Origin of the sequence: Flavobacterium album (assembly GCF_003096035.1) — a bacterium.
Taxonomy (GTDB): Bacteria; Bacteroidota; Bacteroidia; order Flavobacteriales; family Flavobacteriaceae; genus Flavobacterium; species Flavobacterium album.
Window position 1 is genome coordinate 2281955 of sequence record NZ_CP029186.1, and the last position, 24635, is coordinate 2306589.

Annotated in this window: 19 protein-coding genes; 3 read left to right on the forward strand and 16 right to left on the reverse strand. The window is 45.0% G+C overall.

The window, feature by feature from the left end; all coding sequences use genetic code 11:
* Nucleotides 1-55: 55 nt before the first annotated feature.
* On the reverse strand, nt 56-3958 hold the full coding sequence (locus HYN59_RS10185) for a T9SS type A sorting domain-containing protein (protein ID WP_108778163.1): 3903 nt from the start codon (nt 3956-3958) through the stop codon (nt 56-58).
* A gap of 492 nt (nt 3959-4450) precedes the next feature.
* On the opposite strand from HYN59_RS10185, the gene hutH reads away from it, so the two are divergent.
* On the forward strand, nt 4451-5959 hold the full coding sequence (gene hutH, locus HYN59_RS10190; RefSeq protein WP_108778164.1) for a histidine ammonia-lyase: 1509 nt from the start codon (nt 4451-4453) through the stop codon (nt 5957-5959).
* Nucleotides 5960-6087: 128 nt separating this feature from the next.
* Here the strand turns inward: hutH and HYN59_RS10195 are convergent, their stop codons facing one another.
* The 12 genes from HYN59_RS10195 to HYN59_RS10255 all read right to left on the reverse strand — a co-directional run bounded on the left by HYN59_RS10195 (nt 6088) and on the right by HYN59_RS10255 (nt 17068).
* Nucleotides 6088-6981 carry a carboxypeptidase-like regulatory domain-containing protein gene (locus tag HYN59_RS10195; protein ID WP_108778165.1) on the reverse strand — a complete coding sequence of 298 codons (894 nt, stop codon included), beginning with the start codon at nt 6979-6981 and terminating at the stop codon, nt 6088-6090.
* 4 nt (nt 6982-6985) lie between these two features.
* The gene (locus HYN59_RS10200; protein WP_181369414.1) at nt 6986-7543 is read right to left on the reverse strand and encodes a DUF1801 domain-containing protein; all 558 of its coding nucleotides are present in this window, start codon (nt 7541-7543) and stop codon (nt 6986-6988) included.
* A 13-nt stretch (nt 7544-7556) separates the two neighbouring features.
* Nucleotides 7557-8102 (reverse strand): GNAT family N-acetyltransferase, encoded by a 546-nt coding sequence (locus tag HYN59_RS10205; RefSeq protein WP_108778167.1) that lies wholly within the window; start codon nt 8100-8102, stop codon nt 7557-7559.
* On the reverse strand, nt 8092-8661 hold the full coding sequence (locus HYN59_RS10210) for a hypothetical protein (protein ID WP_146185916.1): 570 nt from the start codon (nt 8659-8661) through the stop codon (nt 8092-8094). The genes HYN59_RS10205 and HYN59_RS10210 overlap by 11 nt, the downstream gene beginning before the upstream one ends.
* A gap of 52 nt (nt 8662-8713) precedes the next feature.
* Nucleotides 8714-9109 (reverse strand): hypothetical protein, encoded by a 396-nt coding sequence (locus HYN59_RS10215; RefSeq protein WP_108778169.1) that lies wholly within the window; start codon nt 9107-9109, stop codon nt 8714-8716.
* Nucleotides 9110-9111: 2 nt separating this feature from the next.
* Nucleotides 9112-9477, reverse strand: a complete 366-nt coding sequence (locus HYN59_RS10220) for a DUF1304 domain-containing protein (protein WP_108778170.1) — start codon at nt 9475-9477, stop codon at nt 9112-9114.
* Nucleotides 9478-9842: 365 nt separating this feature from the next.
* Entirely contained in the window at nt 9843-11210 is a 1368-nt protein-coding gene (gene rimK, locus HYN59_RS10225) for a 30S ribosomal protein S6--L-glutamate ligase (RefSeq protein ID WP_108778171.1), read from the reverse strand.
* A 378-nt stretch (nt 11211-11588) separates the two neighbouring features.
* Nucleotides 11589-12770, reverse strand: coding sequence for a DUF3570 domain-containing protein (locus HYN59_RS10235; protein WP_108778173.1), 1182 nt, complete (start codon nt 12768-12770; stop codon nt 11589-11591).
* Between the two features lie 21 nt (nt 12771-12791).
* Nucleotides 12792-13001, reverse strand: coding sequence for a DUF4266 domain-containing protein (locus tag HYN59_RS10240; RefSeq protein ID WP_108778174.1), 210 nt, complete (start codon nt 12999-13001; stop codon nt 12792-12794).
* 5 nt (nt 13002-13006) lie between these two features.
* A complete protein-coding gene (locus HYN59_RS10245; protein ID WP_108778175.1) occupies nt 13007-13930 on the reverse strand; it encodes an FAD:protein FMN transferase in 924 nt (307 codons plus the stop codon).
* Nucleotides 13931-13942: 12 nt separating this feature from the next.
* Nucleotides 13943-14374, reverse strand: a complete 432-nt coding sequence (locus HYN59_RS10250; RefSeq protein WP_108778176.1) for a thioredoxin family protein — start codon at nt 14372-14374, stop codon at nt 13943-13945.
* 144 nt (nt 14375-14518) lie between these two features.
* A complete protein-coding gene (locus HYN59_RS10255) occupies nt 14519-17068 on the reverse strand; it encodes an ATP-dependent Clp protease ATP-binding subunit (protein WP_108778177.1) in 2550 nt (849 codons plus the stop codon).
* 279 nt (nt 17069-17347) lie between these two features.
* Here HYN59_RS10255 and gyrA point away from each other — a divergent pair, with 279 nt between their 5' ends.
* Together gyrA and HYN59_RS10265 are read left to right on the forward strand one after the other, a co-directional pair.
* Nucleotides 17348-19918 carry a DNA gyrase subunit A gene (gene gyrA, locus HYN59_RS10260; RefSeq protein WP_108778178.1) on the forward strand — a complete coding sequence of 857 codons (2571 nt, stop codon included), beginning with the start codon at nt 17348-17350 and terminating at the stop codon, nt 19916-19918.
* A gap of 16 nt (nt 19919-19934) precedes the next feature.
* Nucleotides 19935-21239 carry a tetratricopeptide repeat protein gene (locus HYN59_RS10265; protein WP_146185917.1) on the forward strand — a complete coding sequence of 435 codons (1305 nt, stop codon included), beginning with the start codon at nt 19935-19937 and terminating at the stop codon, nt 21237-21239.
* 70 nt (nt 21240-21309) lie between these two features.
* Here HYN59_RS10265 and pheT read toward each other — a convergent pair whose 3' ends face one another.
* From pheT to HYN59_RS10275, 3 genes are all read right to left on the reverse strand, one after another.
* Nucleotides 21310-23736: a phenylalanine--tRNA ligase subunit beta gene (gene pheT / locus HYN59_RS10270; RefSeq protein WP_108778180.1), complete on the reverse strand. Its 2427-nt coding sequence runs from the start codon at nt 23734-23736 to the stop codon at nt 21310-21312.
* A 107-nt stretch (nt 23737-23843) separates the two neighbouring features.
* Nucleotides 23844-23993, reverse strand: a complete 150-nt coding sequence (locus HYN59_RS17970; protein WP_146185918.1) for a DUF2500 domain-containing protein — start codon at nt 23991-23993, stop codon at nt 23844-23846.
* Nucleotides 23994-24020: 27 nt separating this feature from the next.
* The gene (locus HYN59_RS10275) at nt 24021-24503 is read right to left on the reverse strand and encodes a hypothetical protein (RefSeq protein WP_108778181.1); all 483 of its coding nucleotides are present in this window, start codon (nt 24501-24503) and stop codon (nt 24021-24023) included.
* Nucleotides 24504-24635 lie beyond the last annotated feature (132 nt).

Here is a 24635-nt window from a genome sequence, read left to right on the forward strand (position 1 = left end):
ACGCATAAAAAAACCGCAGCGTAACACTGCGGTTTTAACTATAAAAAGTGGTTGGTTATTTTTTTACCATTTTCAGTATTTTAGTATAAGTTCCCTGTGAAACAATTACAGAGTAAATACCCGCGGCATAATTCTCACCGATTTTCATATCTGAAAGCTCTGCAGGAGATACCATACGGTTTTCAAGAATCTTACCTGCGATGTCATATGCCTGTATTGTTACAGGATCATCGCTTTGTGTTTCCAATGCAAGTGTGAAAGATGTTTCATACGGGTTAGGAAAAGCTTTAAGCTCACGTACAAATCCCAAGTCAGCATCTTCATCATTTGCCATATTCTGTCTTGTTCCCGAAGAAGGTGTAGAAACCTCGCATGAAGGCCCGTATGGCCCGTAAACGCCGTCTATCATTACGGCTACTTCAACCGTGTAGGTGGTGTTGTACGAATAAGACGGTAGCATTTTTATCCTGAAATTCCTTGTTGGCCAGTCAACCATATCTACTGTAGCCCCATTAGTTACCCTGAAACGGTAGCCTTCGGCAAGTGCTACCTCATTGGCATAAACGTTGGTACCAAAGCCGGCAACTGTAATACCGCAATCCTGCGCCCTCAGTTGCGTAAGTGGCGGGGCAGGAGTAGTAACAGTGCACGCAGGCCCGTATGATCCGTACACACCGCCAACACTCACAGCTACTTCTACCGTATAAACGGTGCTGTATTGGTAGGATGCCAATTGGTTTAGCCTGAAATAGCTGGCAGTGCCTTCTATGGTTTGCACATTAGCGCCATTGGCCACCCTGAAGCGGTAGCCCGTAACCGAAGGCACCGATGTGGCATAGAGATTCGTATTAAAGCCGGAAACAGTAATTCCGCACGACGCGCTGTTGAGCTGGGTATACTGTGCGGCAGGCGAGGTTACCGTACAATCAGGGCCATAATCACCATAGGATCCGTTATATTTTATTGCTACGTCTACCGTGTAGGTAGTGCCATATTGATAGGTTTCCAGCTGGTTTAGCCTGAAGTAGCTGTTGATGCCTTCAATTGTTTGTACATTGGAACCATTCACTACCCTGAAACGATAGCCTTCAGCCGATGATACGCTTGTGGCATTCAGGCTTGTGCTAAAGCTATCGACAGTACTGCCACAGGATACATTATTTAAGCTGGTGGTAGGAACCGGGGGAGCGGTAACAGTGCATGCCGCCCCATATGGCCCGTAAACACCATTAAAAGAGGTAGCGACTTCTACAGTATAAATAACCCCATATTGATAGGAAGAAAGCATATCTAACCTGAAATGGTTAATATCCCTGTTTATGATTTGCACATTGGCCCCATTGGTTACTTTAAAACGATAGCTTTCGGCCAGATAAACCGTATTGGCAAGCAAAGGCGTATCAAAGCTTGGTAATGTGATACCACAGGATTCGGTTTTCAGTTGGGTCAGGGGATATGGAGGAGCGGTAACCGTACATGAATTTCCGTAAGCCCCATAAACTCCATTGATCCTGGCAGCTACTTCTACAGTGTAGGTCACGGCATACTGATAGTTTGACAGTTGGTTGAGCCTGAAGTAAAACTGCCCGTTAGTTATTATTTGTACGTCGGTCCCATTAGTTACCCTGAAACGATAAGCCTCCGCCTGGTTTACTGCATTGGCGTATATGCCATAATTGAATCCCTGAATGGTCGTATTGCAGAATCCGGAATTTAGCTGGGTCAAAGGAATAGGAGGCGATGTAACAGTACATGTGGGGCCGTAAGGACCATAAACGCCATTTACTTTTACGGAGACAGCTACTTCATAGGCCGTTACGTAGTTATACTCAGCCAGCTGATTCAGCCTGAAAGAGTTATCGGGCCTGTCTACAGTTTGGACATATGTCCCGGCAGTTACCCTGAATCTATAGCCTTCTGCCAGTGGTACAGCGTTAGCAAAGATACCGGTGCTAAAGCTGGCAACTGTAGTTCCGCAATCCTGCGGCCTTAACTGCGTCACAGGCGGGGCAGGAGTCGCCACGGTACATGAGGGCCCGTAACCGCTCCATACATCATTGATCTTTACAGCTACGTCAATACTATATGTTGTATTGTAGGCATAGGAAGGCAGCATGTTTATGCGGAATATATTATTATTCCGGACAACAGTAGTAGTGGCAGTGCCATCATACACCCTGAATCGGTATTCCTGTACAGCAGGTACGGGAATGGCAGCCAGGTCATCTGTAAACTGCGCTATGGTTATACCGCAATAGGCAGGTGCAAGTTTTACAGGAGGTGTTGTAACGGTGCATGGTGTGCCATATTCGCCCCATTCGTCATTAATCTTCATAGCTACATCAATAGTGTACGTTGTATTGTAGGTGTAAGAAGGCAGCATATTCATGCGGAATATAGTATCATTCCGGGTCACAATATTCGTAAGGGTACCATCAGTTACCCTGAAGCGGTATTGCTGTGCTGTCTCAACCGGTGTGGCAGCAAGGTTATCGCTAAACTGCGCTATTGTTATGCCGCAATATTCGGGTGCAAGCTGGGTTGTCTGCGGGCAGTTTTCACAAATGGGGGGTGTTGTAACGGTACATGCTGTGCCATAATCGCTCCACTGGTCTGCAACCTTTACGGCCACATCAATAGTATAGGTCGTGTTATAGCTATACGATGGCAGCATATCTATCCGAAATACAGTATCATTCCTGGTGACGGTATTGGTAGTGGTGCCATCGGATGCCCTGAAACGGTATTGTTGTGCATTCGCTACTGCTAGTGCGGCAAGGTTATCACTAAAGTCTGCTATGGTAATGTTACAATAGGCAGGTGCAAGCTGTGTGAGCGTACAACTTGCACAGGCTGCTTCTATAAACTTCATTACCGTGGCTTTACCACCGTTTGCTCCATCACTATACCCTACATAAGCGGTCCCTGATGCGTTAAATGCCAGGGAGGTTCCTACTGCCGCACCTGCGGAAAATCCGGGTGTTCCTAAATACTCCCATGATGTTCCGTTAAATTTCATTACCGAAGCTTTAAAGCTATTGCTTTGATCCTGAAAAGCTACATTAGGATTGCCTGAAAGGTCAAACATGAGGGAAGGCGAATATGCGGCGGCACCGGTAAATCCGGCAGTTCCTACATTTACCCATGAAGCTCCGTTAAACTTCATCACTGTGGCTTTATTATTGTTAGCTACATCGGTGTAAGCCACATAGGGAACATCATTCGCATTAAAGGTAAGATCTATTTGTCGTACTTCTCCTGCCGAGAATTCGGTTGCACCGACTGCCTGCCATGAAGTTCCGTTAAATTTCATTACTGTAAGTTTATGTACAACCATGTATTCGGATGTTTCATAAGCCAGATAGGGAGTACCGGCGGAATCAACGGCAAGGGAAGTACCGGATAAATCCGTATCACTGTTATCTCCAAGAGAAAATCCGGGAATGCCTACATATTCCCAGGAAGTTCCGTTAAACTTCATTACCGTAGCCCTCATACCATGGTTCCAGTCAGAAAACGCCACATAAGGCACATCATTGGCATCAAGGGTAAAAGAAAGGAAATCTCCTCCGTAAACGAATTGGGCAGGCCCTACACTTTCCCATGCAGTCCCGTTAAACTTCATCACAGTAGTTGTTTCCGATTCACCTTCCCAATAGGCAACATAAGGAACTCCTTCGCTATCAATTTCAAGCGAGCACCAGTATGCAGCGCTTATCGAAAATCCGGGCTCCCCTACAATTTCCCAAGAGGTTCCGTTGAACTTCATAACGGTTGCTTTACCGTCATAGAGCGGATCCCAAAAGGCTACATAAGGGTTGCCTGAAGGATCGAGGGCAAGGGAATTATAGCTTGCCCCACCGGCCGAAAATCCCGGGCTGCCTACACTTTGCCAGGTCTGGGCCATGGCGGTTACTGCCGCAAAGAGCAGCATTACTAAAGTAATTGCTTTTTTCATAGTTATTATAATTTAATTGGTTGCGTAGGTTATAAGTAGTCCGTCTGGCTGAAAACGGATGTAGTGTTTTTGAGGTAGTATAGGGTTGCAGAGTTTCTTTCATCACTTTAAAAATTTAAGTAGTATTATTGATGGCCTGGATATAAAAGGCAATTATTTCGTAGTTCGTTAGGAGGAAGTATTGGGTGTAATTCGAAAGGCTGGTCTAAAAATAAAGATTTTTAAATTGATTTTCAGTGATTTAAGTGTTTTGTCAATGCATTATCTATGTTTTTTTTGTGATTTTTTACAATTAGTTATTTTGTAGCTAATAATTAATTGTACCGTAACTATTTATTCAAAAAATATAAAATCACTTCACGACATTTGGCGCGAAATTCAGGTATTCGAAATATTAGTATTCGAAAAAAATTCGCAGAAATGAAAAATTGCTAAAAATGTTGTTTTTTAACTATTGTTTATTGAATTTTGGAGTCTCAAATCAATCATCTGATGGAAACTATACATTATATCAGCAGCGATGCCTTATCCCTTGAAATTGTGCACACTATCCTTTCAGAGGATAAGAAACTCGCCCTTTCAGAAGAGGCCCGGGCTAATATAGAAAAGTGTAGGATGTACCTTGATGAGAAAATGAAATCGCACGATGGCGCTATTTACGGTATCAACACGGGCTTCGGATCGCTTTATAATGTAAAAATTTCTAATGACAACCTTACCAAACTGCAGGAAAACCTTGTGATGTCGCATGCCTGCGGTACGGGCGATGAGGTTCCGGCAGAGATCGTGAAGATCATGCTGCTGCTAAAGATACAATCGCTCAGCTACGGAAATTCGGGTGTGCAGCTGGAAACGGTAGAAAGGCTTATCGACTTTTATAACAACGATATACTTCCGGTTATTTATGAGCAGGGCTCGCTTGGCGCTTCGGGCGACCTGGCACCTTTGGCACACCTGTCACTGCCGCTATTGGGGATGGGCGAAGTTTACACCGATGGCTTCCGCCAACCGGCAGGCAAAGTGCTGTCCAAAATGGGTTGGGAGCCAATAGCGCTCAAATCCAAAGAAGGCCTGGCGTTGCTCAACGGTACGCAGTTCATGAGCGCTTATGGCGTATATGTTTTACTGAAATCTATAAAATACAGCTACCTGGCCGATGTGATAGGTGCAATATCACTGGAAGGGTTTGACGGGCGAATAGAGCCCTTCAGCGAACTTATCCACATGGTGCGCCCCCACAAAGGGCAGATCGTTACAGCAAGGCGCTACAACGAATTGCTGGACGGCAGCGAGATCATTGCACAGGCCAAGCAGCATGTGCAGGACCCGTACTCGTTCCGATGCATCCCGCAGGTGCATGGCGCGACCAAAGACACTATCGATTATGTGAAGAAGGTATTCCGTACCGAAATCAACTCCGTTACCGATAACCCGAATATATTTATAGAGAGTGATAAAATTATTTCCGGGGGTAATTTCCACGGTCAGCCTTTGGCGCTTACGCTCGACTTTTTAGGCATTGCCCTTGCCGAACTGGGCAGTATTTCCGAAAGGAGGACCTACCAGCTTATCTCAGGCCTGCGCGGGCTTCCGCCATTCCTGGTAAGCAATCCGGGGCTTAACTCCGGCTTTATGATACCGCAGTATACCGCCGCCAGCATCGTTAGCCAGAACAAGCAGCTGGCAACACCGGCAAGCATCGACAGTATTGTGTCGTCAAACGGGCAGGAAGACCATGTGAGCATGGGAGCCAATGCCGCCACCAAAGCACTGAAGATCATTAATAACCTTGAGCGTATATTAGCCATCGAGCTGATGAACGCATCGCAGGCTATCGAGTTCAGGAGGCCGCTGAAATCAAGTGATTTTATTGAGATGTTCCTGAAGTCGTACAGGGAAGAAGTGCCATTGGTAACCGAGGACCGCATCCTGCATTATGATATTGAGAATACTATCGCATTCCTCAATAATATGCAGATAGATGAGAGTGTGTTTGAATAATATAATACTATCCTCTTTTTTGAGATTTCTCCTGCGTTGAAATGGAAAACCGTATCACAGTTATGAACCGTTTTTCCATTTCGAACGGAGCTTGTGGAGAGAGAAATCTCAGGAACTAAAACATAAAATCAATCCGACAAAGTCACCTCTGCCATGATCGTATAATATTTCCTGTCATGGATATTGAAATTATTTGTCCATGCTCCTTTTTCGTACAGCCATTGGGCACTCCGCTTATCAGTATAGCAGGATTTAAAAGGTGGGTCATAATAAATGTTGTAGTTTTTGCCCTTCCTGTCTAGTGCCTTGCCATATTTTAATGATACCAAATCATACCTATTGCTGTCGATGATTAGCCACTCTACTGCTACAAAAAAACCTCTTTCGGGCATTTGTATATTCAGGGATGAAAGGTCTACCGTGGTGACATGCCGTTTCTTTTTAGCCGTGCCAATGATATTCTCATTATACAGCGGTTCGCCGGGGCTGCCATCTTCGGCTACACTGTAAAGCCGTACATTGAAAGTCGAACCCGGAGAGCGGCTAACCGTAACGAACTTTATGTCTTTCAAAAAGGGCGTTGCGGCATATTCTTTTTTGTAAGGTATAAACCGTGCCACCATGCGGGGAGTGACTGTGGTAGATGCAGCAAAGTGGGCTTCTGTTTCGGCATCAAGAGGGTTTACCGTTCTGAAAACCCTGTTTTTCCTTTTTTGAATAATAACATCTTCAAGCTCAATGGCTTTAGCTTCCATCAGCACTGTATCTTTTATATCAGCGGCTTTCAGGCGGGCATCGGTATATCCCACCGCGGCGAAAATAATGGTTTCGGTACTTTTTGTTTCCGGCAGTGTAAAATTCCCGTTTTCGTCAGCAGTAGTGCCTTTATCTTCTCCCAGTATCCATATATTCACGAGAAGGACAGGCTGTTTTGTCTCGTTATCTATTACAGTACCTTTTATTTGTGCAAAAGATGCTGTGAAGGAAAGCGACAAAATAAGAAGAAGTAATTTTTTAGTCATGGTTTTACCAGTTAGTTAAACATAAAACTGGATTTTTGGGTGATTTATTTCGCACTGGCAACGCTTTCCTCGCTTTGGCAGGGAGCTTGTCATACACCAGTTGCTCCCCAGCATCTATTTTTCCAGATATTGTCCTTCTGTATGATTTTAATTTTTCAATAAGGGCCAACCAATGCCTTATAACATTTTGCAGGGCTTCTTTTTTGGCAGTAAAATCTCCCATACTGGTTATGGTTACCATCCTGCGTCCATCGGCAAACTTTCCATCCAGGATGCCGGTAATATCAATTACTTTCGCCCCTGTGGGAAATATCAGCAATATCTCGCCGGGCTTACGGACGTTGTATACTACAATATCCCGCTTATATTCCTTAGGGTCAAAAGGGGCCATTTCGCCATTGTAATAAAACGCGGGCGAATTCCATTTTATATGCTCGCTTATTTCCGGGCTGGTGCCTAAAATAATTTCCCGCAATGCCTGCATCACATTAGCCAGCGGATGTGCCGACGTAGTGATGAATGCTGTTACCTGTTCTTCAGGCGATAGTTTCGTTTTTGTCATTTCGCCGATATACTTATAGTTTCTTATACTCATGTTCCAGCAGCGAATACATCACCGAATCTTCCATAACTCCCTCCACATTATAATGCCCTCTCAATGTTCCTTCAAAAGTAAACCCGAACTTGTTTATGATCCTGATAGAAGGCTCATTATAATCGGCGGCAATCGCTTCTACACGGTGCAGCCCCATCCGTTTAAAGCCATAGTCAAGCACGGCTGCCACGGCTTCTGTCATAAGTCCTTTGCGTTTGTACTCTTCGTGTTTCAGGTCATAGCCTATTTCGGCGCGGCGGTGCAACGGAACCCAGGTATGGTAGCCGCATCCGCCAATGGTTTTGCCGGTCTCACGGTCGATAAGCAGGAAATTGGCAAACGTTATACTGAAGGTCGTCATGCCGTTAATGTACTTATTCTTCTCTTTTTCCAGCTGCTCTTCAATCGATAGCCCGAAAAGCTCCATGATTTCGGCATCATCCATGGTGCTGAATATATAGTCATAAGCTTCAGGGGTGAGTTTCCTGAGGATCAGCCGGTCGGTATGTAGTTCTTCAAATTGCATTTTGTTTTATTGTTTTCTTAGTTACTACAATAATAGCAACCGAATTGATGATATACAAGGGGTAACCGTATCTTATATCGCTGATTATGTCAATGTTGCCATCCAGGATCACGATAAGAAGGAGTGGCGATAAGGCAAGCGATCCCGATATCCATGCCATTAAGTTTATTAACTTTAACTTTCTTGTTATAGCAAAAACCATTAACAGTAGAGAAGAAATTGCACAGCCTGTAAAAAAAAGAAAGAAATTAAAAAGCTTGTCGGGAAAATCTTCAAAAGGAGTGAGCGCAAATTCCCATCCGCTGGCAGTAACTTCCTCTTTTTTATCTTCTACATCATTTTTTTTTCTTGTTTCTTCGTCAGATGGCGTTTCAATTTTAATAGTTGTATTAAAAGTATCAGGATGTTCAAGTACATCTCTGTCATCCGGCGCTACCATGCTTACTGTCTCTACTTCAGTTGCTTCCTGCCTTACAAAGCTGCATGTTTTCAAAAACGGACAAAACAAAAATAACAGACTAAGCCCGCAAAGTACACGAATGATGTTTTGTGTTTTCATGTAAGATGTTTTTTGTTAAACGTAAAAACACATTCCCGTAGTATGTTGCAGACTATTTGCTTTCCATCAAAAACACCTCATCCACCCTCCTGAATTTCGGATTGTTAGCGACTGTAACCTTTTGTACATAGGAACTTTCCTTTACTTTAGTCATCTTCACCGTGATAGTTCCCGCCTTCAGCACGTCCTTATTGCGGGCGGCTGTCGAAGCAGTAGGGCTTACTGTATAAGTGCAGTCATCAATCCATACAATATCGAAATCGTAGGTTTCGTCGCTTTCTTCCATACGCTCCGTTTGTGTGTTGCCATCACGCTTGATGATGCAGACCTTTTTAGAAGCCGGGTCGGTGACTTTGAAGGTTCCATTTTTGAATTTGGCACATTCACTTTGAGCAAGTGCGGTTATGGAAAATAGGAATGCGAAGAGTAAAGTAATTTTTCTGATCATATTTACAATTTAAAATAAACAACAATTAATCCCAGTAATGCCGGTACCGCCTGTACATACAATATAGTTTTTTGCACGGTTACCGCGCCATAAACTCCAGCCACGAATACGCACCCCAAAAAGAACATGGCTACATTAGCGCTCCAGTCTGTATTAGTTATAAGCAGCGACCATATCAGCCCGGCAGCGAGAAAGCCGTTATAGAGTCCCTGATTGCCGGCCATAGACTTTGTCTTCTCGAACATATCGGGCGGCAGTTTGCGGAATACCTTTCGTGCACGGGTCATCCAGCCAAACATTTCCAGCCACATGATGTACATGTGGATCACTGCTACAAAGCCGATTATTATTTTAGATATGATGCCCATGTTTTTATTTTTTTGAATTACACGAATAAGCTACTATAGTATTGCTTGCATTATGTCTTTTTTGAGTCGTTGTAATGCAACGGCTCTACATCGAATACAACAAGATTAGCGGTCACGAGAAAATCCGTGGTTATCCGCCTAAATCCGCGTCATCCTCGTCCCATTTTTATTTATTTCCACTTAAAATTCTTCATCGCTCCGCAAAGCCTCCGACTTTGTGGATGCGTTAGCATGTCTCAGACATGCAAAGGAAAGGTCGGAGACCTTTAAACACACTCACAAAGTCAGAGACTTTGCGAAGCAACAGGTCACAAGAAAATCCGTGGTTATCCGCCTAAATCCGCGTCATCCCCGTTCCATTTTATTTATTTCCACTTAAAATTCTTCTCGATAGCCTTTATCATCTCGCCGGCAATGTCCTTATTGGTTGCGCCTTCAATGCCTTCCAGGCCGGGGGAGGAGTTCACTTCAAGCAGCAGCGGCCCTTTGTCCGAACGGATAATATCTACGCCTGCCACTTTCAGGTTCATCGCTTTGGCGGCTTTTACGGCAATGCGCTTTTCCTCAGGGGTTGCCTTTATTACAGAGGCAGTCCCCCCAAGGTGGATGTTCGCCCGAAACTCTCCAGGTAATGCCTCGCGTTGTATCGTAGCTACTACCTTTCCATCAATCACGAACAGCCTGAGGTCCTTACCATTGGCTTCCTTGATGAATTCCTGTACCAGTATGTTGGCATTCAGGCTTTTAAATGCATTAATAACGCTCTCTGCCGCCTTTTTTGTTTCCGCCAAAACAACGCCTTTGCCCTGTGTACCTTCAAGCAGTTTTACAATAAGCGGCGATCCGCCCACCATTTTTATGAGTTCGTTGGTATCAAGAGGGGAGTTGGCAAAACCGGTAGTCGGTATATCTACACCGCTGTTCAACAGGAGTTGCAGTGAATACAGCTTGTCGCGAGACTGGCTTATAGCCATAGAGGAGTTGAGGCAATATACTTTTAATGCCTCAAAATGCCGTGTCAGCGCACAGCCGTAAAATGTCATGCTCGGCCTGATACGCGGTATTACGGCATCAAAATCATTAAGCACCCTGCCGCCACGGTAGTGTATCTCCGGCGTGTTGGCATCAAGTTTCATATAGCAGTCCTTCAGGCTCAAAAAGTGCATCTCGTGGCCGCGCTGTTCACCGGCCTCCATAATGCGCTTGTTGCTGTACAGTTCGGGGTTGCTCGCCAGCAGACCTATCCGCAGCCCCCGCCTTGGCTCTTCGCCTTTATCATAATACTCCTGCAATTTTTCTTTTGTCGGCTGTCCCAGTACATATTTCTGTTCGGGGTCTACCAGTATGCGGCCACTCATGGCTTCGCGTCCCAGCAGCATCCGGAAACCCATCGAGTCGCGGTTGGTCAGCGTAAGCTCTACTTCCCAGCGCGTGTCGCCTACCTGTGTCTCAGCCCGTATAACATAACGCTGTTCGCGGAAGCCGCTCGAGCTCTTAACTATGCGTTTGTCTACCAGCTGTGCCTGGCAGTGTATTACAGTCTTTGTGTTTTTCTGGATAGGATTGATGTCGAATTTCACCCAGTTTTCCCCTTCTTTTTCGAAAGGTACAATGTTCACGGCATGCAGCGCCGAGGTCTTCGCGCCCGAGTCTACACGTGCCTTAATGGCATGAATTCCAAGCTGCGGGAACGAGCACCATTCTTCACTGCCTACGATAACTTTATCAAGCATTTTTTAATCGATTAAGTAACCTAAATTACTACTTTTTTTATTAGTGGCGCGGGATGCGGAAATATTTATCAAAAAAATAATATGGCCTTTCTTACCTCACCCCCAACCCCTCTCCGAAGGAGAGGGGAGAAGCTTCACTCGAACAGAAAAGCTTACTGCAAATTTTGTTTTGGCAGCGAAAGGCATGCGCATTTTTGCCATCCCTGTTCCTGCTATCCGCTTTATCCCTCCTGCGTCGGGGATGCCGCTGCTATCAGGGCTAAAAGGAATAGTATTGTGTGCCTGATTTGTTTGGGCAGCAATGCGGTGTTGGTGTAGATCAAAATAAAAAAATCCCAAAATGGCCTTTTGGGATTTATATTTTTTAGATTTCCGGTACTACTTGCAGCGGATATTTATAGTGATGATATCGGAGGTCAGGTTGTTCGACCTGGTGTAATGCCCGTAGCGTATTTCAAGCATATTGAAATGCTTTATGCCGAATACGCCATTAACAGGAGCAAACCGGAAGCCCATGCCGTAGAAACTACTGTTGAATTTTGAAAGGTCGTAGTTGCTGGTATAAAACTCATCCTGGCTGTCGTGCTTTTTATAAGCATCAAAATACTTGGCGGCAGTCTGGGTGTAGTAACGGTAGAAAGGGCTTACCGAAAAGAACGGCGATATTTTAACCGGCACTTCCAGGTCGGCATTGTGGGAGGTAAGGTTCCAGTCATCGGTATAATAGCGGTAGTAGGCCCTGATGATGATATTGTCTCCCAGGAAATAATTTGCACGGAGGCCTATCGGAATTTTAAGCCTGTTGTCAGGCAATTTTTCCTGGTGTACCGATCCGTCTGTAAAATATACGCGGTGGAATGGCAGGCTCAGGTAACCCTGTTGCGAGACCACATCGGCCATTATCATGACCTGGAAATTCTGGTTGACCACCTGCGAATAGCCCAACGAACCCGCGAACGTATTGCGCCCTTCGGTTCCGCCATATCCAACAGACGATCGCAGTTCTATAGGCGTGATCAGTTTCACCTGGTCAATATAGGTCTGGAATTTTGCTGTAAACTCACCATTCCTGTCTTTTGTTTTTTTAGCATAGTTAATGTTTCCGCCAAACGACTGGTAGTCAAATTCAGTAGAAGAGGAAACGCCAACGCCAAAAGTGTTCCCTTTTTCATCATTCTCCCTTGTATAGCTTAGAGACGGGTAAAAACGGATGTCTGACGACGAAGCCGATGAGTTGGCCTGCAGGTCAACCATGTCCGAAGAGGCGGATGTGTACTGGTCAATACCGGCTTCTATCGTAAAGTTGTGCTTTATGCCGGTCTCTCCATATTTTACCAGGTTAATAGCCAGGTTGTTCGATATATCGGTTAATTCCTGTGTACCTATACCGCCTGTCACGGCAGCGTTATTACCATCCTGCTTGTAGTAGCTGGAGATAAGGTTGATTTCTTCGATCTTTAATTTTTTGACTTTATACGCTGTAGAGTCGGTAGCCGGTTCCTGTGCATAGGCGCGCATCAATCCCAGCAGTGCAAAACCTGTAATGAATATACGTTTCATCTGTTTGTTTTTATGGGATTGTTAATTGCAGCCGCAGCCACCGCCGCTTTTGCCACTGTTAGCTCCGGAAGACCCTTCACGGTACGACTCGAAGTTAAGCTCCGTCTTTTGGATCTTACGGTTGGTAAGCGCCATTTCGGAATCGTTGATCTTATTTTTCTGGTATTCCTTTACCGATGTGCAGGAAACCAAAAAGGTAGCGATCACCAGTCCGGTTAATATGTATTTCATGTCGTTTATTTTAGGTTAATATTTTTCGAAGTATACATGTTGTTGTTGTCATCTATGATGATGCAGAACAAGCCGGGGATCTGGTTTACCAGGTGCAGCCCCGCTTTTATTCCCATCACTGCAATAGGCGTTGCCATGGCATCGGCAAACTCGGCATTATCGCATATTATGGTTACGCTTTTTATACCCGATATCGGAAGTCCCGTTTTCGGGTCTATTGTATGCGAGTACTTTTTTCCGCCAATCATTACATACTTTTCATAGTTCCCGGAGGTGGCTACGGCTTTTCCTGAAATGTCCATATAAGAAAACACTTTTTCAGGGCTGTCGGGATTTGATATCCCAATGCGCCAGGGCTTGCCCGAAGGCTGCATTCCCCACGCTGTCAGGTCGCCGCTCGCATTGACTATGCCGCTCTTCACGCCATTGGCTGTCAGAAGGTTTCGGGCCATTTCGGCAGCATATCCTTTGCCGATACCGCCAAAACCTATGCGCATCCCTTTCTCTTTCAGGAATACGGTACCATTTTCCGGATTCAGGATTATGTTGTTATAATTTATCAGGTGCACTTTTTTCAGGGCTTCTTCCTTAGATGGCAGTGCGGTCATTTCCCGGTCAAAATTCCAAAGGCTTTTATCCAGGCTTCCATAGCTGATATCAAAAGCGCCCTGGGTTATCCTGGAGATAGCTATACTGCGTTCGATAAGGTTGTACACCTCCCTGTCTACGGCAACGGGCGCTATTCCTGCATTATTGTTGATCAGGCTTGTCTGGCTGTCCTCTTTGAAGGTTGTGAGTAGTTTCTCTATCCTTCGTATTTCGTCAATTGCCGTATCTATATGAAGTTGTGCCGTTGCATTGTCTTCAGCAACAACGGTGATGGTAAAATTATTACCCATCAGCTTCAGCGACTGCGAATGACCCTGCATGTTCAGGAAATATTATTTATTAGCGTCACAAATGGCTTTAACCTCCTTTGTCCATTTGTCCACTGCAACTGCCGGCTTGCCTTCCCACGATTTTATAACTTTACCATCGGCATTAAGCAGCAGTGTGTATGGGAAATGGCCATCTTTATTATACTTTTCAGCCAATGCCTCATTTCTTTTCACCTGTTCCGGTGCCAGTTGGTTTTTCTTTCGCCTCGGAAAATCGGCATTAACCATGATAAGATTTGTCTTTGCCATTTTCAGGAAGTCCTCATTTTCCAGGTATTCCTTACGTGTCTGTATGCAGGGCGCACACCAGTCGGAGCCCGAAAAATTCAGCAGGATCAGCTCATGCTTTTCCTTCGCCATCTTTTTTGCATTCTCAAAGTCCGGCTCCCATTGAAGCTGGATTGTAACCAGAAATAAAATTGCGAGAAATTTCATAATGTAATTTTGTTAAACGCTTATTGTAAAATAACGAAAATTATTCCTAAGTATTTTGTATTTTCCGCTTAAAATCATTTTAAATAAAAGATCCCCGAAAGTTCTTACACTTCGGGGATCTACTATTTAAAAACGGATAAATTCTTAGCTTGCAGGATTCTCGGCTTTCCTTACTGTCACCGACAGTTCGGTCGCATTGTCTTCCAGGTCAAGGTAAATCTCATCACCACCTCCAATTTTAGAAGTAATGATTTCTTCGGCCAACGCGTCTTCCACATATTTCTGGATCGCCCTGTTCAAAGGCCTTGCGCCATACTGCTTGTCAAACCCTTTGTCGGCGATAAAAGCTTTTGCCTTATCTGATAGTGTAACGGTGTAGCCAAGGTCTTTCACCCTTGCATAAAGCCTTGCGAGTTCGATATCGATAATCTGGTCGATGTGCTCTTTTTCCAGCGGGTTGAATACAATAATGTCGTCAATCCTGTTGATGAACTCCGGAGCGAAAGTTTTCTTCAGCGCCGCTTCAATCACGCCCTTGGTATGCTCGTCGGCCTGTAGTTTTTTAGCAGATGTGCCAAATCCTACGCCCTGTCCGAAATCTTTAAGTTGGCGTGCGCCAACATTCGATGTCATGATGATAATCGTGTTCCTGAAATCGATCTTACGGCCTAAGCTGTCAGTAAGGTAACCATCGTCAAGTACCTGAAGCAGCATGTTGAATACATCCGGGTGGGCTTTCTCGATCTCGTCAAGAAGCACCACGCAGTACGGTTTCCTTCTCACTTTTTCGGTAAGCTGGCCGCCTTCTTCGTAGCCAACATATCCCGGAGGCGCTCCCACAAGCCTTGATATGGCGAATTTCTCCATATACTCGCTCATGTCGATACGTACAAGGGCATCTTCGCTATCAAATAATTCTCTTGCAAGCACTTTGGCCAGCTGTGTTTTACCAACACCGGTCTGCCCAAGGAAGATGAAGGAGCCTATCGGTTTGTTAGGGTCTTTCAGTCCGGCACGGTTACGCTGTATCGACTTTGCAATTTTGGCAACAGCCTCGTCCTGGCCGATCACTTTACCTTTTATAAGTTCCGGCAGTTTAGCCAGCTTGTTGCTTTCGGTTTGGGCAATACGGTTTACCGGTATACCCGTCATCATCGATACTACATCGGCAACGTTATCTTCGGTCACAAGGATACGGTTCGATTTAGAGTCTTCTTCCCACTGCTCCTGGGCAATGGCAAGGTCTTTCTCGATACGCTTCTCATCGTCCCGCAGCTTGGCGGCCTCTTCGTATTTCTGTTTTTTAACTACTGAGTTTTTCAGCTCACGCACTTCCTCAAGCTGCCTTTCCAGGTCGAGTATCTGCTTCGGAACATCAATGTTAGTGATGTGCACCCGCGAACCCGCCTCGTCAAGTGCATCAATAGCCTTGTCCGGAAGGAAACGCTCGCTCATGTAGCGGTTCGTCAGCTTCACGCAAGCCTCGATAGCCTCAGGGGTATACGTCACGCTGTGGTGGTCCTCATACTTATTCTTGATGTTGTTCAGGATCGTGATGGTTTCCTCTACTGATGTAGGCTCCACGATCACCTTCTGGAAACGCCTTTCCAGCGCGCCGTCTTTCTCTATATACTGGCGGTACTCATCCAGCGTGGTTGCGCCGATGCATTGTATTTCGCCCCTTGCCAAAGCCGGTTTAAACATGTTGCTGGCATCCAGCGAGCCTGTAGCGCCGCCGGCACCCACAATGGTATGTATCTCGTCTATGAAAAGGATGATATCGTCATTCTTCTCCAGTTCGTTCATTACCGCTTTCATACGCTCTTCAAACTGCCCGCGGTATTTTGTGCCTGCTACCAAACTGGCAAGGTCCAGCGTTACCACGCGTTTGTTGAACAGTATGCGCGATACTTTTTTCTGTATGATGCGCAGGGCCAATCCTTCGGCAATAGCCGATTTACCAACACCGGGCTCGCCTATAAGCAGCGGGTTGTTCTTTTTCCTGCGGCTTAAGATCTGCGATACACGCTCAATTTCCTTTTCACGGCCAACCACAGGGTCCAGTTTGCCTTCTTCGGCAAGTTCGGTCAGGTCGCGGCCGAAATTGTCAAGTACAGGCGTTTTGGATTTCTTGTTGGCTTTGGCACCGGAAGAAGGATTGTTGAAGGTGCTTTCGCGCAGACTGTCATCTTGTCCTGCATCGTCATTATACGACTCATTCTTAGGCAGGTTTTCCATATATTCTTCTTCGTTTGATGTCATACTGATAAATTGTTCTTTAACTGTTTCGTAATCGATTTTTAACTTGTTAAGCAACTTTGTGGTAGGGTCATTTTCATTACGTAAAATGCAAAGCAGCAGGTGTGCCGTGCTTATTGATGTGCTCTGGAATACCTTTGCCTCGAGGAATGTAGTCCTCAGGGCGCGTTCTGCCTGGCGTGTCAAATGAAGGTTCTTTTTTTCATTGTTGCGCTCGGCATTGGGGTTCGCAGGGCTTAATATCTCTACTTTTCTGCGTAAATGATCAAGGTCAACGGAAATGTTGTTCAGTATCGAAATGGCCTTTCCGTTCCCGTCTCTCAAAATTCCTAACATTAAGTGTTCCGTACCAATAAAGTCATGGCCGAGCCTCAGCGCTTCTTCCTTGCTGTAGGTGATCACATCCTTGACCCTTGGTGAAAAATTATCATCCATAATGTTATTGTTGATAGTGTAAATTTAGTAAACTAAGTAGAATTTTACAAAAATCGTACCTAACAGCCGGTACTGCCAATGTGTAAAAAGTACTGTCAGGCTAAGTGACAAAAAAAATCCCGAAAATAAAAGCGATTTAATATTACTTTATTAACTATTACCCAACGCTGTTATGTTGATAAAACACTAAAAAAATTACGCGCAATGCCTTTAAATGCTATTTAAATTGCGTATATTGGCACGTTTTGTATTAACTATAATTTTATAATATAACTACTTATGTCTGAAGGAGAAAAGTTAATTCCCATTAACATAGAGGACGAAATGAAGTCAGCCTACATTGACTATTCAATGTCGGTGATCGTGTCAAGGGCGCTGCCCGATGTGAGGGATGGGTTGAAACCGGTTCACAGAAGAGTACTGTACGGAATGTATGAGTTAGGTGTCCTTTCTAACAGGGCCCACAAAAAATCCGCAAGGATCGTAGGAGAAGTATTAGGAAAGTATCACCCGCATGGTGATACATCAGTATATGATGCCATGGTGCGTATGGCACAGGAATGGAGCCTTCGTTACCTTTTGGTAGACGGGCAGGGTAACTTCGGGTCGGTAGATGGCGACAGCCCTGCGGCAATGCGTTACACCGAGGCAAGGATGCGCAAGATATCTGAAGATATCATGGCCGACCTTGATAAAGAAACAGTTGATTTCCAGCTAAACTTTGACGATACCCTCGAAGAGCCTACGGTGATGCCTACAAGGGTACCGAACCTGCTTATCAATGGTGCCTCGGGTATTGCGGTGGGTATGGCTACCAATATGGCACCGCACAACCTTACCGAGGTCGTTAACGGTACGCTGGCTTATATTGACAATAATGATATAGAAATAGATGAGCTTATAACGCATGTAAAAGCGCCGGATTTCCCAACAGGTGGCGTTATTTACGGCTACGAGGGCGTTCGTGAGGCATTCAAGACCGGCCGCGGGCGTGTAGTTATAAGGGCCAAAACCAATTTTGAAGAAGTGGATGGCCGCGAATGCATCATCGTTACCGAGATTCCATACCAGGTGAATAAGGCCGACATGATCAAGAAAACAGCCGACCTGGTAAATGAAAAGAAAATTGATGGCATTGCCAACATTCGCGATGAGTCCGACCGTAATGGTATGCGTATCGTTTACATCCTGAAAAGGGAAGCTGTACCGAATGTGGTGCTCAATACGCTATATAAATTCACACAGCTGCAGTCTTCCTTCAGCGTAAATAATATTGCGCTTGTAGCCGGAAGGCCGCAATTGCTAAACCTCAAGGACCTTATCCACTACTTTGTGGAACACAGGCATGATGTGGTTGTTAGGAGGACGAAATTCGATCTTCGCAAAGCAGAGGAAAGGGCACACATATTAGAAGGGCTTATCATCGCTTCCGATAATATTGATGAGGTTATCCGACTTATCCGTGGATCCAAGGATGGCGAGGAAGCGCGTGGCAAATTGATGGAGCGCTTCAACCTGAGTGAGATCCAGGCCCGTGCTATTGTTGAGATGCGTTTAAGGCAGCTTACCGGACTGGAGCAGGACAAGCTGAGGGCAGAATATGAAGAAATCATGAAATTGATCGCCGAATTGAAAGCCCTTTTGGAAAGCAAAGACCTCAGGATGGAGCTTATTAAGCAGGAACTTATCGAGATAAGGGACAAATATGGCGATGCACGCCGTTCGCAGATCGAATATTCAGGCGGCGATGTGAGCATTGAAGACCTTATTGCCGATGAGAGTGTGGTAGTTACCATATCTCATGCTGGCTATATCAAGCGTACACCGCTATCCGAATACAAAACACAGAACAGGGGAGGCGTGGGCCAGAAAGGCGTTGCCACCCGCGACCAGGACTTCCTGGAGCACCTTTATGTGGCAACTAACCACCAATACATGCTGTTCTTTACCCAAAAAGGGAAATGCTTCTGGATGCGCGTTTATGAGATACCGGAAGGCAGCAAGACCAGCAAAGGTCGCGCTATCCAGAACCTTATCAACATCGAGAATGACGACAAGGTAAAAGCGTTCATCTGTACGCAGGATTTAAAGAACGAAGAGTATATCAACAACCATTATGTTATCATGGCTACCAAAAAGGGTATCGTAAAGAAAACCCTGCTGGAGCAATATTCCCGCCCAAGGCTTAACGGTATTGCCGCCATTACCATCCGTGAGGACGATGAGCTGCTTGAAGCGAAACTGACCACAGGCGAGAGCCAGGTGCTTATTGCGGTAAAATCAGGCAAGCTGGTGCGCTTTGAAGAAGGCAAGACCCGTCCTATGGGCCGGAGCGCTTCGGGTGTGCGTGGTATTACGCTGGCTGACGATAACGATGAGGTGATTGGCATGGTTTCTGTAAATGACATGAATAGCGAGATACTTGTAGTGTCCGAGAACGGATACGGCAAGCGTTCAAGCCTTGAAGATTACAGGATTACCAACAGGGGGGGTAAAGGTGTGAAAACCCTGAACATTACCGATAAGACCGGAAGCCTGGTATCAATCAATAACGTTACCGATGCGGATGACCTCATGATCATCAATAAGTCGGGGCTTACGATAAGGATGATGGTATCCGACCTTAGGGTAATGGGCCGTGCAACACAGGGTGTGCGCCTTATCAACATCAAAGGAAATGACTCGATAGCCGCTGTAACCAAAGTACTCAGGGAAGAAGAAGCGATAGAAGAAGCTATTGAGGAAAACATCGAGGAGATTGGTGCTGATAACCTGCCGCACGACATGAAGGAAATAGCGGAGGAAGGCCTTGATGAAGCAGGAGCCGAAGACGACCAAAACGAAGAATAACTATAAACGCAACGATATGAAAATTAAATATGCCATTGCGGCGTCGCTCTTGTTATCACTAAGCGCGTTTGCACAAAAGGATGAGATCAAAGGCCTGAAGAAGATCATAGAAAAAGATACTCCTCCTACAAAAGAGGATTTTCAGAAATTTAAGGAGCTTATAGCAGCAGGTGAGCCAAAAATGGCAGCAGCCACTAATGAGCAGAAGGCAGATTTTTATTACTATAAAGGTGCCGGTGCAGCGCTTGAGCTGATGACAAATCCTATGGCTATGGCCGACCCGATGAAAGCTTTTGCCATGCTTGATGCCGCTGTAGACGATATGAATAAAGTAATTGAGATCGAAAAGACAGGCAAAAAAGAGCATACTATTGAGATTAAGGAAGAATTCCTTCCCCGCCTAAAAGGATTGGTTGGCCAGGTAGCGGCACAACTTGCTGGTCAAAAAATGTATAAGGAAGCATCTTCGCTATATGCAATTGCTTACAAAGCCGATACAAATGACAAGTCTCAGCTTTATAATGCAGCTGCCATGGCAGTAAATGGGCAGGATTATGATAATGCTTTAAAATATTACCTTGAGCTTGATAAATCCGGCTTTACCGGAGAAGGCAGTGTGTTTGTTGCAAAAAACAAAAAATCGGGGCAGGTAGAAGGTTTCCCTAACAAGGCCTCCCGCGATATTGCTGTACAGGCAGGAGAGTATGTTGAGCCTAAAGAAGAAAAACTACCTTCGCTAAAAGGGGAGATCACTAAGAATATTGCACTTATCTATGTTCAGAAAGGCGAGAATGATAAGGCGAAGCAGGCAATGGCTGCTGCAAGGAAAAACAACCCTGACGATGTAAGCCTTATCGTTTCTGAAGCTAATATTTATTACCAGGCGAAAGACATGGAAGGTTATAAAAGGCTTATCGCTGAGGCTGCCGCTAAAAACCCTACGAATGCTGAACTGTTCTACAACCTAGGTGTTGTAGCTTCTACTTCGGATGTAGCAGAGGCTGAAAGGCAGTATAAAAAAGCGCTTGAGATCGATCCTAACTTTACACAGGCTTTAGTTGCCATGGGAAGCCTTGCGCTTACCGATGAGAAAAAGATCGTTGATGAGATGAACGGCCTTGGCAATACCGCTAAAGACAACCAGCGTTATGATGTGCTGAAGAAACAGAAAGACGGCCTTTACCTTAAGGCGCTTCCTTATCTTGAAAAAGCACACAAGCTAAATCCGGACGACCAATATACCATATCATTGCTTGCCGGAATGTACCAGGCACTGGAAAGAAATGACGATTACAAAGCCATGAAAGCAAAAATGAAATAACGGCTTTTCTCTTATAAGCAAAAAATCCACCGCATCGCGGTGGATTTTTTTTGGAATAATGTCAATAGGATTATCGTAATTGCGCCCCGGTCTCTTTTTCCAGGCTCTGCCTTATCTTGCCCATGATCTTATCGATCTGCTCGTCGGTAAGCGTTTTAGAGCTGTCCTGCAGCGTAAAGCTCACCGCGTAGGATTTCTTGCCTTCAGGGAGGTTTTTACCTTCGTATACGTCAAACAGGCTGATATCCTTAAGCAGCGATTTTTCCGCCTGCCTGGCTATGGTATAAATGCTGTCGAAAGTTACTTCAGTATCAACAAGCAGCGCAAGATCCCTTCTTACTTCAGGGAATTTAGATATCTCAGTATATTTTATTTTACCCGACACAAGGCTTATGATAGCACCCCAGTTGAAGTCGGCAAAGAATACATCCTGCTTTATGTCAAACTGTTTGAGGATGTTTTTCTTTATCGTACCAAATTCAACCAGCACCTCATTGCCTGATGCAAATGCCGCGCCTTCGCTGTAAATGTCCGAAGTGGCTGGCTGTGCATTTATTTTAGTGATGCCAAGCCTTGTCAGTATAAGGTTTACATAGCCTTTGAACATAAAGAAATCGGAAGGCTTCTGGCCGGTTTGAGTCCAGCTTTCCGGAAGCCTGCTGCCCGTTACGGTAAGGGTAAGGTGCTTGTTCTCATAATAGCCTGACGGCATTTTGTGGTAGCTTTTACCAAATTCGAACAGTTTCAGGTCGGCCCTTTTCCTGTTGATATTGAACGAAACTGCCTCAAGCGCACTGAACAATAACGACTGCCTCATGGCCGAAAGGTCGTTGCTCAACGGGTTAAGCATCATTACATTGAATTCTTCTTTAAGGTTTTCAGATAGCTTTACGTAGTCCGGCGTGGTGAGCGAATTGGCCATCATCTCGTTAAAGCCAAGCGCTGCCAGCTGTTCTGCAATTATATTTTGAAGCTTGTAATCTTCAGTGCGTGATGAATTGGATATCGACGCATTCAGTTTCTGCGTAAAGTTAATATTGTTATAGCCGTAAACCCTTAGTATTTCCTCAATAACATCGATCTCGCGGTTCACATCCACACGGTAAGCAGGTACCACAAGCCCAAGGCCGGCATCGGACATAGTGCTGATCTTGATGTCAAGCGATACAAGTATTTTCTTAATGGTCTCTTTTGGGAGTTCCTGGCCGATGGTGCGCGTTACATTGCTGAAATTTAGCAGCACCGAATGCCCCTCTATCTTTTTAGGGTAAATATCGGTTACGTCCGATGTGATCTCGCCACCTGCGGTTTCCTGTATTAGCAGGGCCGCCCTTTTTAGCGCATATTCCGCAATGCTCGGATCGATACCCCTTTCAAACCTGAAAGAAGCGTCGGTGTTCAGGCCGTGTCTCTTGGCTGTTTTCCGAACCGATACCGGGTTAAAGTAAGCGCTTTCCAGGAATATGGATGAAGTACTTTCTGTTACCCCGGAATTCTTTCCTCCAAAAACCCCGGCCATGCACATAGGGCCGACTTCGTCGCAGATCATCAGGTCTTCCTCATGCAGTGTCCTTTCCACATCGTCGAGCGTTGTGAATTTTGTGCCTGCCGGAAGTGTCTTTACTATCACTTTATTGCCTTTTATTTTCGCGGCATCAAAAGCATGCAGCGGCTGCCCTAATTCGTGAAGCACATAGTTGGTCACATCCACGACATTATTCTTTGGCGTAAGCCCGATAGCCTTCAGCCTGTTTTGCAGCCATGACGGCGATGGTTTTACCGTGATGCCCGAAATGGTCACCCCGCAATATCTTGGAGCCAGCTTGCTGTCTTCCACCTTTACGTCCATTTTCAGGGTACGCTTATCGATCCTGAAGTTACTTACGGATGGTGTGAGTAGCTCGGTATTTACATTTTTTTGCGCGAGACCGGCACGCAGGTCGCGCGCTACGCCCCAATGGCTCATGGCATCGGCGCGGTTTGGTGTAAGCCCGATCTCGAAAACCTCATCGCTTTCGATATTGAAAACTTTAGATGCAGGCGTACCCGGCTTCAGGTCTTCTTTCAGGATCATGATGCCATCGTGGCTTTCGCCAATGCCAAGCTCGTCTTCAGCGCATATCATGCCGTGGCTTTCCTCGCCGCGTATCTTTCCTTTTTTTATCTGGAAGGCATTGCCCTCTTTGTCATATAGTGTTGTCCCGATGGTCGCTACAGGGACTTTCTGGCCCACGGCTACATTGGGTGCGCCGCAGACGATTTGTACGGGTGTGCCTTCCCCAATATCAACGGTAGTGATGCGCAGCCTGTCGGCATTCGGGTGCTGGACGCAGGTAAGCACATGGCCTACCACAACGCCTTCGAGCCCGCCTTTAAGCGACTCAAACTTATCAACGCCTTCCACCTCAAGGCCGAGGTCGGTAAGCAGGGCAGCGGTTTCTTCAGATTTCCAGTCGAGTTTTATAAATTGTTTTAGCCAGTTATAGGATATACGCATTGGTAAAATTGTTTTTTTAAAGCACGCAAAGATAATAATTATGGGGGAAAGATGGGCTATGTAAAAGTTGTGAAAGTTTGCCGAAAAAACAAAGAGGCCGAAGCCTCTTACGGATTATGTTTCTTGTAGAATTCCGCGTTTCTCCGGTAGCGTTTTATAAAGCGTATAATGGCAAATAGTATGGCAATCCAAAATATAATAAAGAATACCTGCCAAAGGAATAATAATATATTGAAGTCCTGGGTAAATTTTTCCATATCAAAGTGTTTTGTTCATTTTGTCTATTATATCATTAACCCAGTCAAATTGTAGCGGTTAATTTGAGATTTATTGTCAGGATGCTGTAGCCATAGCAAATTTATATCCGTCCTTTTCATTAGTTTTTTACTTTCTTTCCACTTAGACGTTTCGTAAATATTAACGGTTTTATATTCAGGATCGATATTAGCAGGGTCATTTGCGGAAATATAGCTTATAACAATGGGCTTTGATGCATCTAATTTTTTACCTGATAAATTTTCCAAATGCTTTTTTATACTATCTAAATGGTTTGGATTGAGTTTGGCGTAATTTTCAAAAAGATATATCTTGGCAATGTAGGCGGTATCTACATCAAAGTACCTGATAATTTTATTACCGTCAACTTCCGTTTTTTTGAAAATTGTTTCTGTCGAAGGCTTCCCGTTTTCATCGAAATAATATATTTTTTTACTTTGCGAAAACCCTTCGAAACTTATAAGCAGCAAAAGCAGCAGCAGGTATTTCATATGATAGAAGTTAGTAAGTAAATTTAAATAATTTCTCCGAAAGAAAGCAGGGGAAATACATTTTCTAAACCAAACATTTGATAACCCCAATAGCTAACTGGTAAATTCCCTACATTTGATTTTTTAATATCC

Excerpts from the sequence above, each read along its gene's own strand:
- HYN59_RS10185 (WP_108778163.1), bottom strand. The coding sequence starts at position 3,958 with ATGAAAAAAGCAATTACTTTAGTAATGCTGCTCTTTGCGGCAGTAACC.
- hutH (WP_108778164.1), top strand. The coding sequence starts at position 4,451 with ATGGAAACTATACATTATATCAGCAGCGATGCCTTATCCCTTGAAATT.
- HYN59_RS10195 (WP_108778165.1), bottom strand. The coding sequence starts at position 6,981 with ATGACTAAAAAATTACTTCTTCTTATTTTGTCGCTTTCCTTCACAGCA.
- HYN59_RS10200 (WP_181369414.1), bottom strand. The coding sequence starts at position 7,543 with ATGACAAAAACGAAACTATCGCCTGAAGAACAGGTAACAGCATTCATC.
- HYN59_RS10205 (WP_108778167.1), bottom strand. The coding sequence starts at position 8,102 with ATGCAATTTGAAGAACTACATACCGACCGGCTGATCCTCAGGAAACTC.
- HYN59_RS10210 (WP_146185916.1), bottom strand. The coding sequence starts at position 8,661 with ATGAAAACACAAAACATCATTCGTGTACTTTGCGGGCTTAGTCTGTTA.
- HYN59_RS10215 (WP_108778169.1), bottom strand. The coding sequence starts at position 9,109 with ATGATCAGAAAAATTACTTTACTCTTCGCATTCCTATTTTCCATAACC.
- HYN59_RS10220 (WP_108778170.1), bottom strand. The coding sequence starts at position 9,477 with ATGGGCATCATATCTAAAATAATAATCGGCTTTGTAGCAGTGATCCAC.
- rimK (WP_108778171.1), bottom strand. The coding sequence starts at position 11,210 with ATGCTTGATAAAGTTATCGTAGGCAGTGAAGAATGGTGCTCGTTCCCG.
- HYN59_RS10235 (WP_108778173.1), bottom strand. The coding sequence starts at position 12,770 with ATGAAACGTATATTCATTACAGGTTTTGCACTGCTGGGATTGATGCGC.
- HYN59_RS10240 (WP_108778174.1), bottom strand. The coding sequence starts at position 13,001 with ATGAAATACATATTAACCGGACTGGTGATCGCTACCTTTTTGGTTTCC.
- HYN59_RS10245 (WP_108778175.1), bottom strand. The coding sequence starts at position 13,930 with ATGCAGGGTCATTCGCAGTCGCTGAAGCTGATGGGTAATAATTTTACC.
- HYN59_RS10250 (WP_108778176.1), bottom strand. The coding sequence starts at position 14,374 with ATGAAATTTCTCGCAATTTTATTTCTGGTTACAATCCAGCTTCAATGG.
- HYN59_RS10255 (WP_108778177.1), bottom strand. The coding sequence starts at position 17,068 with ATGGATGATAATTTTTCACCAAGGGTCAAGGATGTGATCACCTACAGC.
- gyrA (WP_108778178.1), top strand. The coding sequence starts at position 17,348 with ATGTCTGAAGGAGAAAAGTTAATTCCCATTAACATAGAGGACGAAATG.
- HYN59_RS10265 (WP_146185917.1), top strand. The coding sequence starts at position 19,935 with ATGAAAATTAAATATGCCATTGCGGCGTCGCTCTTGTTATCACTAAGC.
- pheT (WP_108778180.1), bottom strand. The coding sequence starts at position 23,736 with ATGCGTATATCCTATAACTGGCTAAAACAATTTATAAAACTCGACTGG.
- HYN59_RS17970 (WP_146185918.1), bottom strand. The coding sequence starts at position 23,993 with ATGGAAAAATTTACCCAGGACTTCAATATATTATTATTCCTTTGGCAG.
- HYN59_RS10275 (WP_108778181.1), bottom strand. The coding sequence starts at position 24,503 with ATGAAATACCTGCTGCTGCTTTTGCTGCTTATAAGTTTCGAAGGGTTT.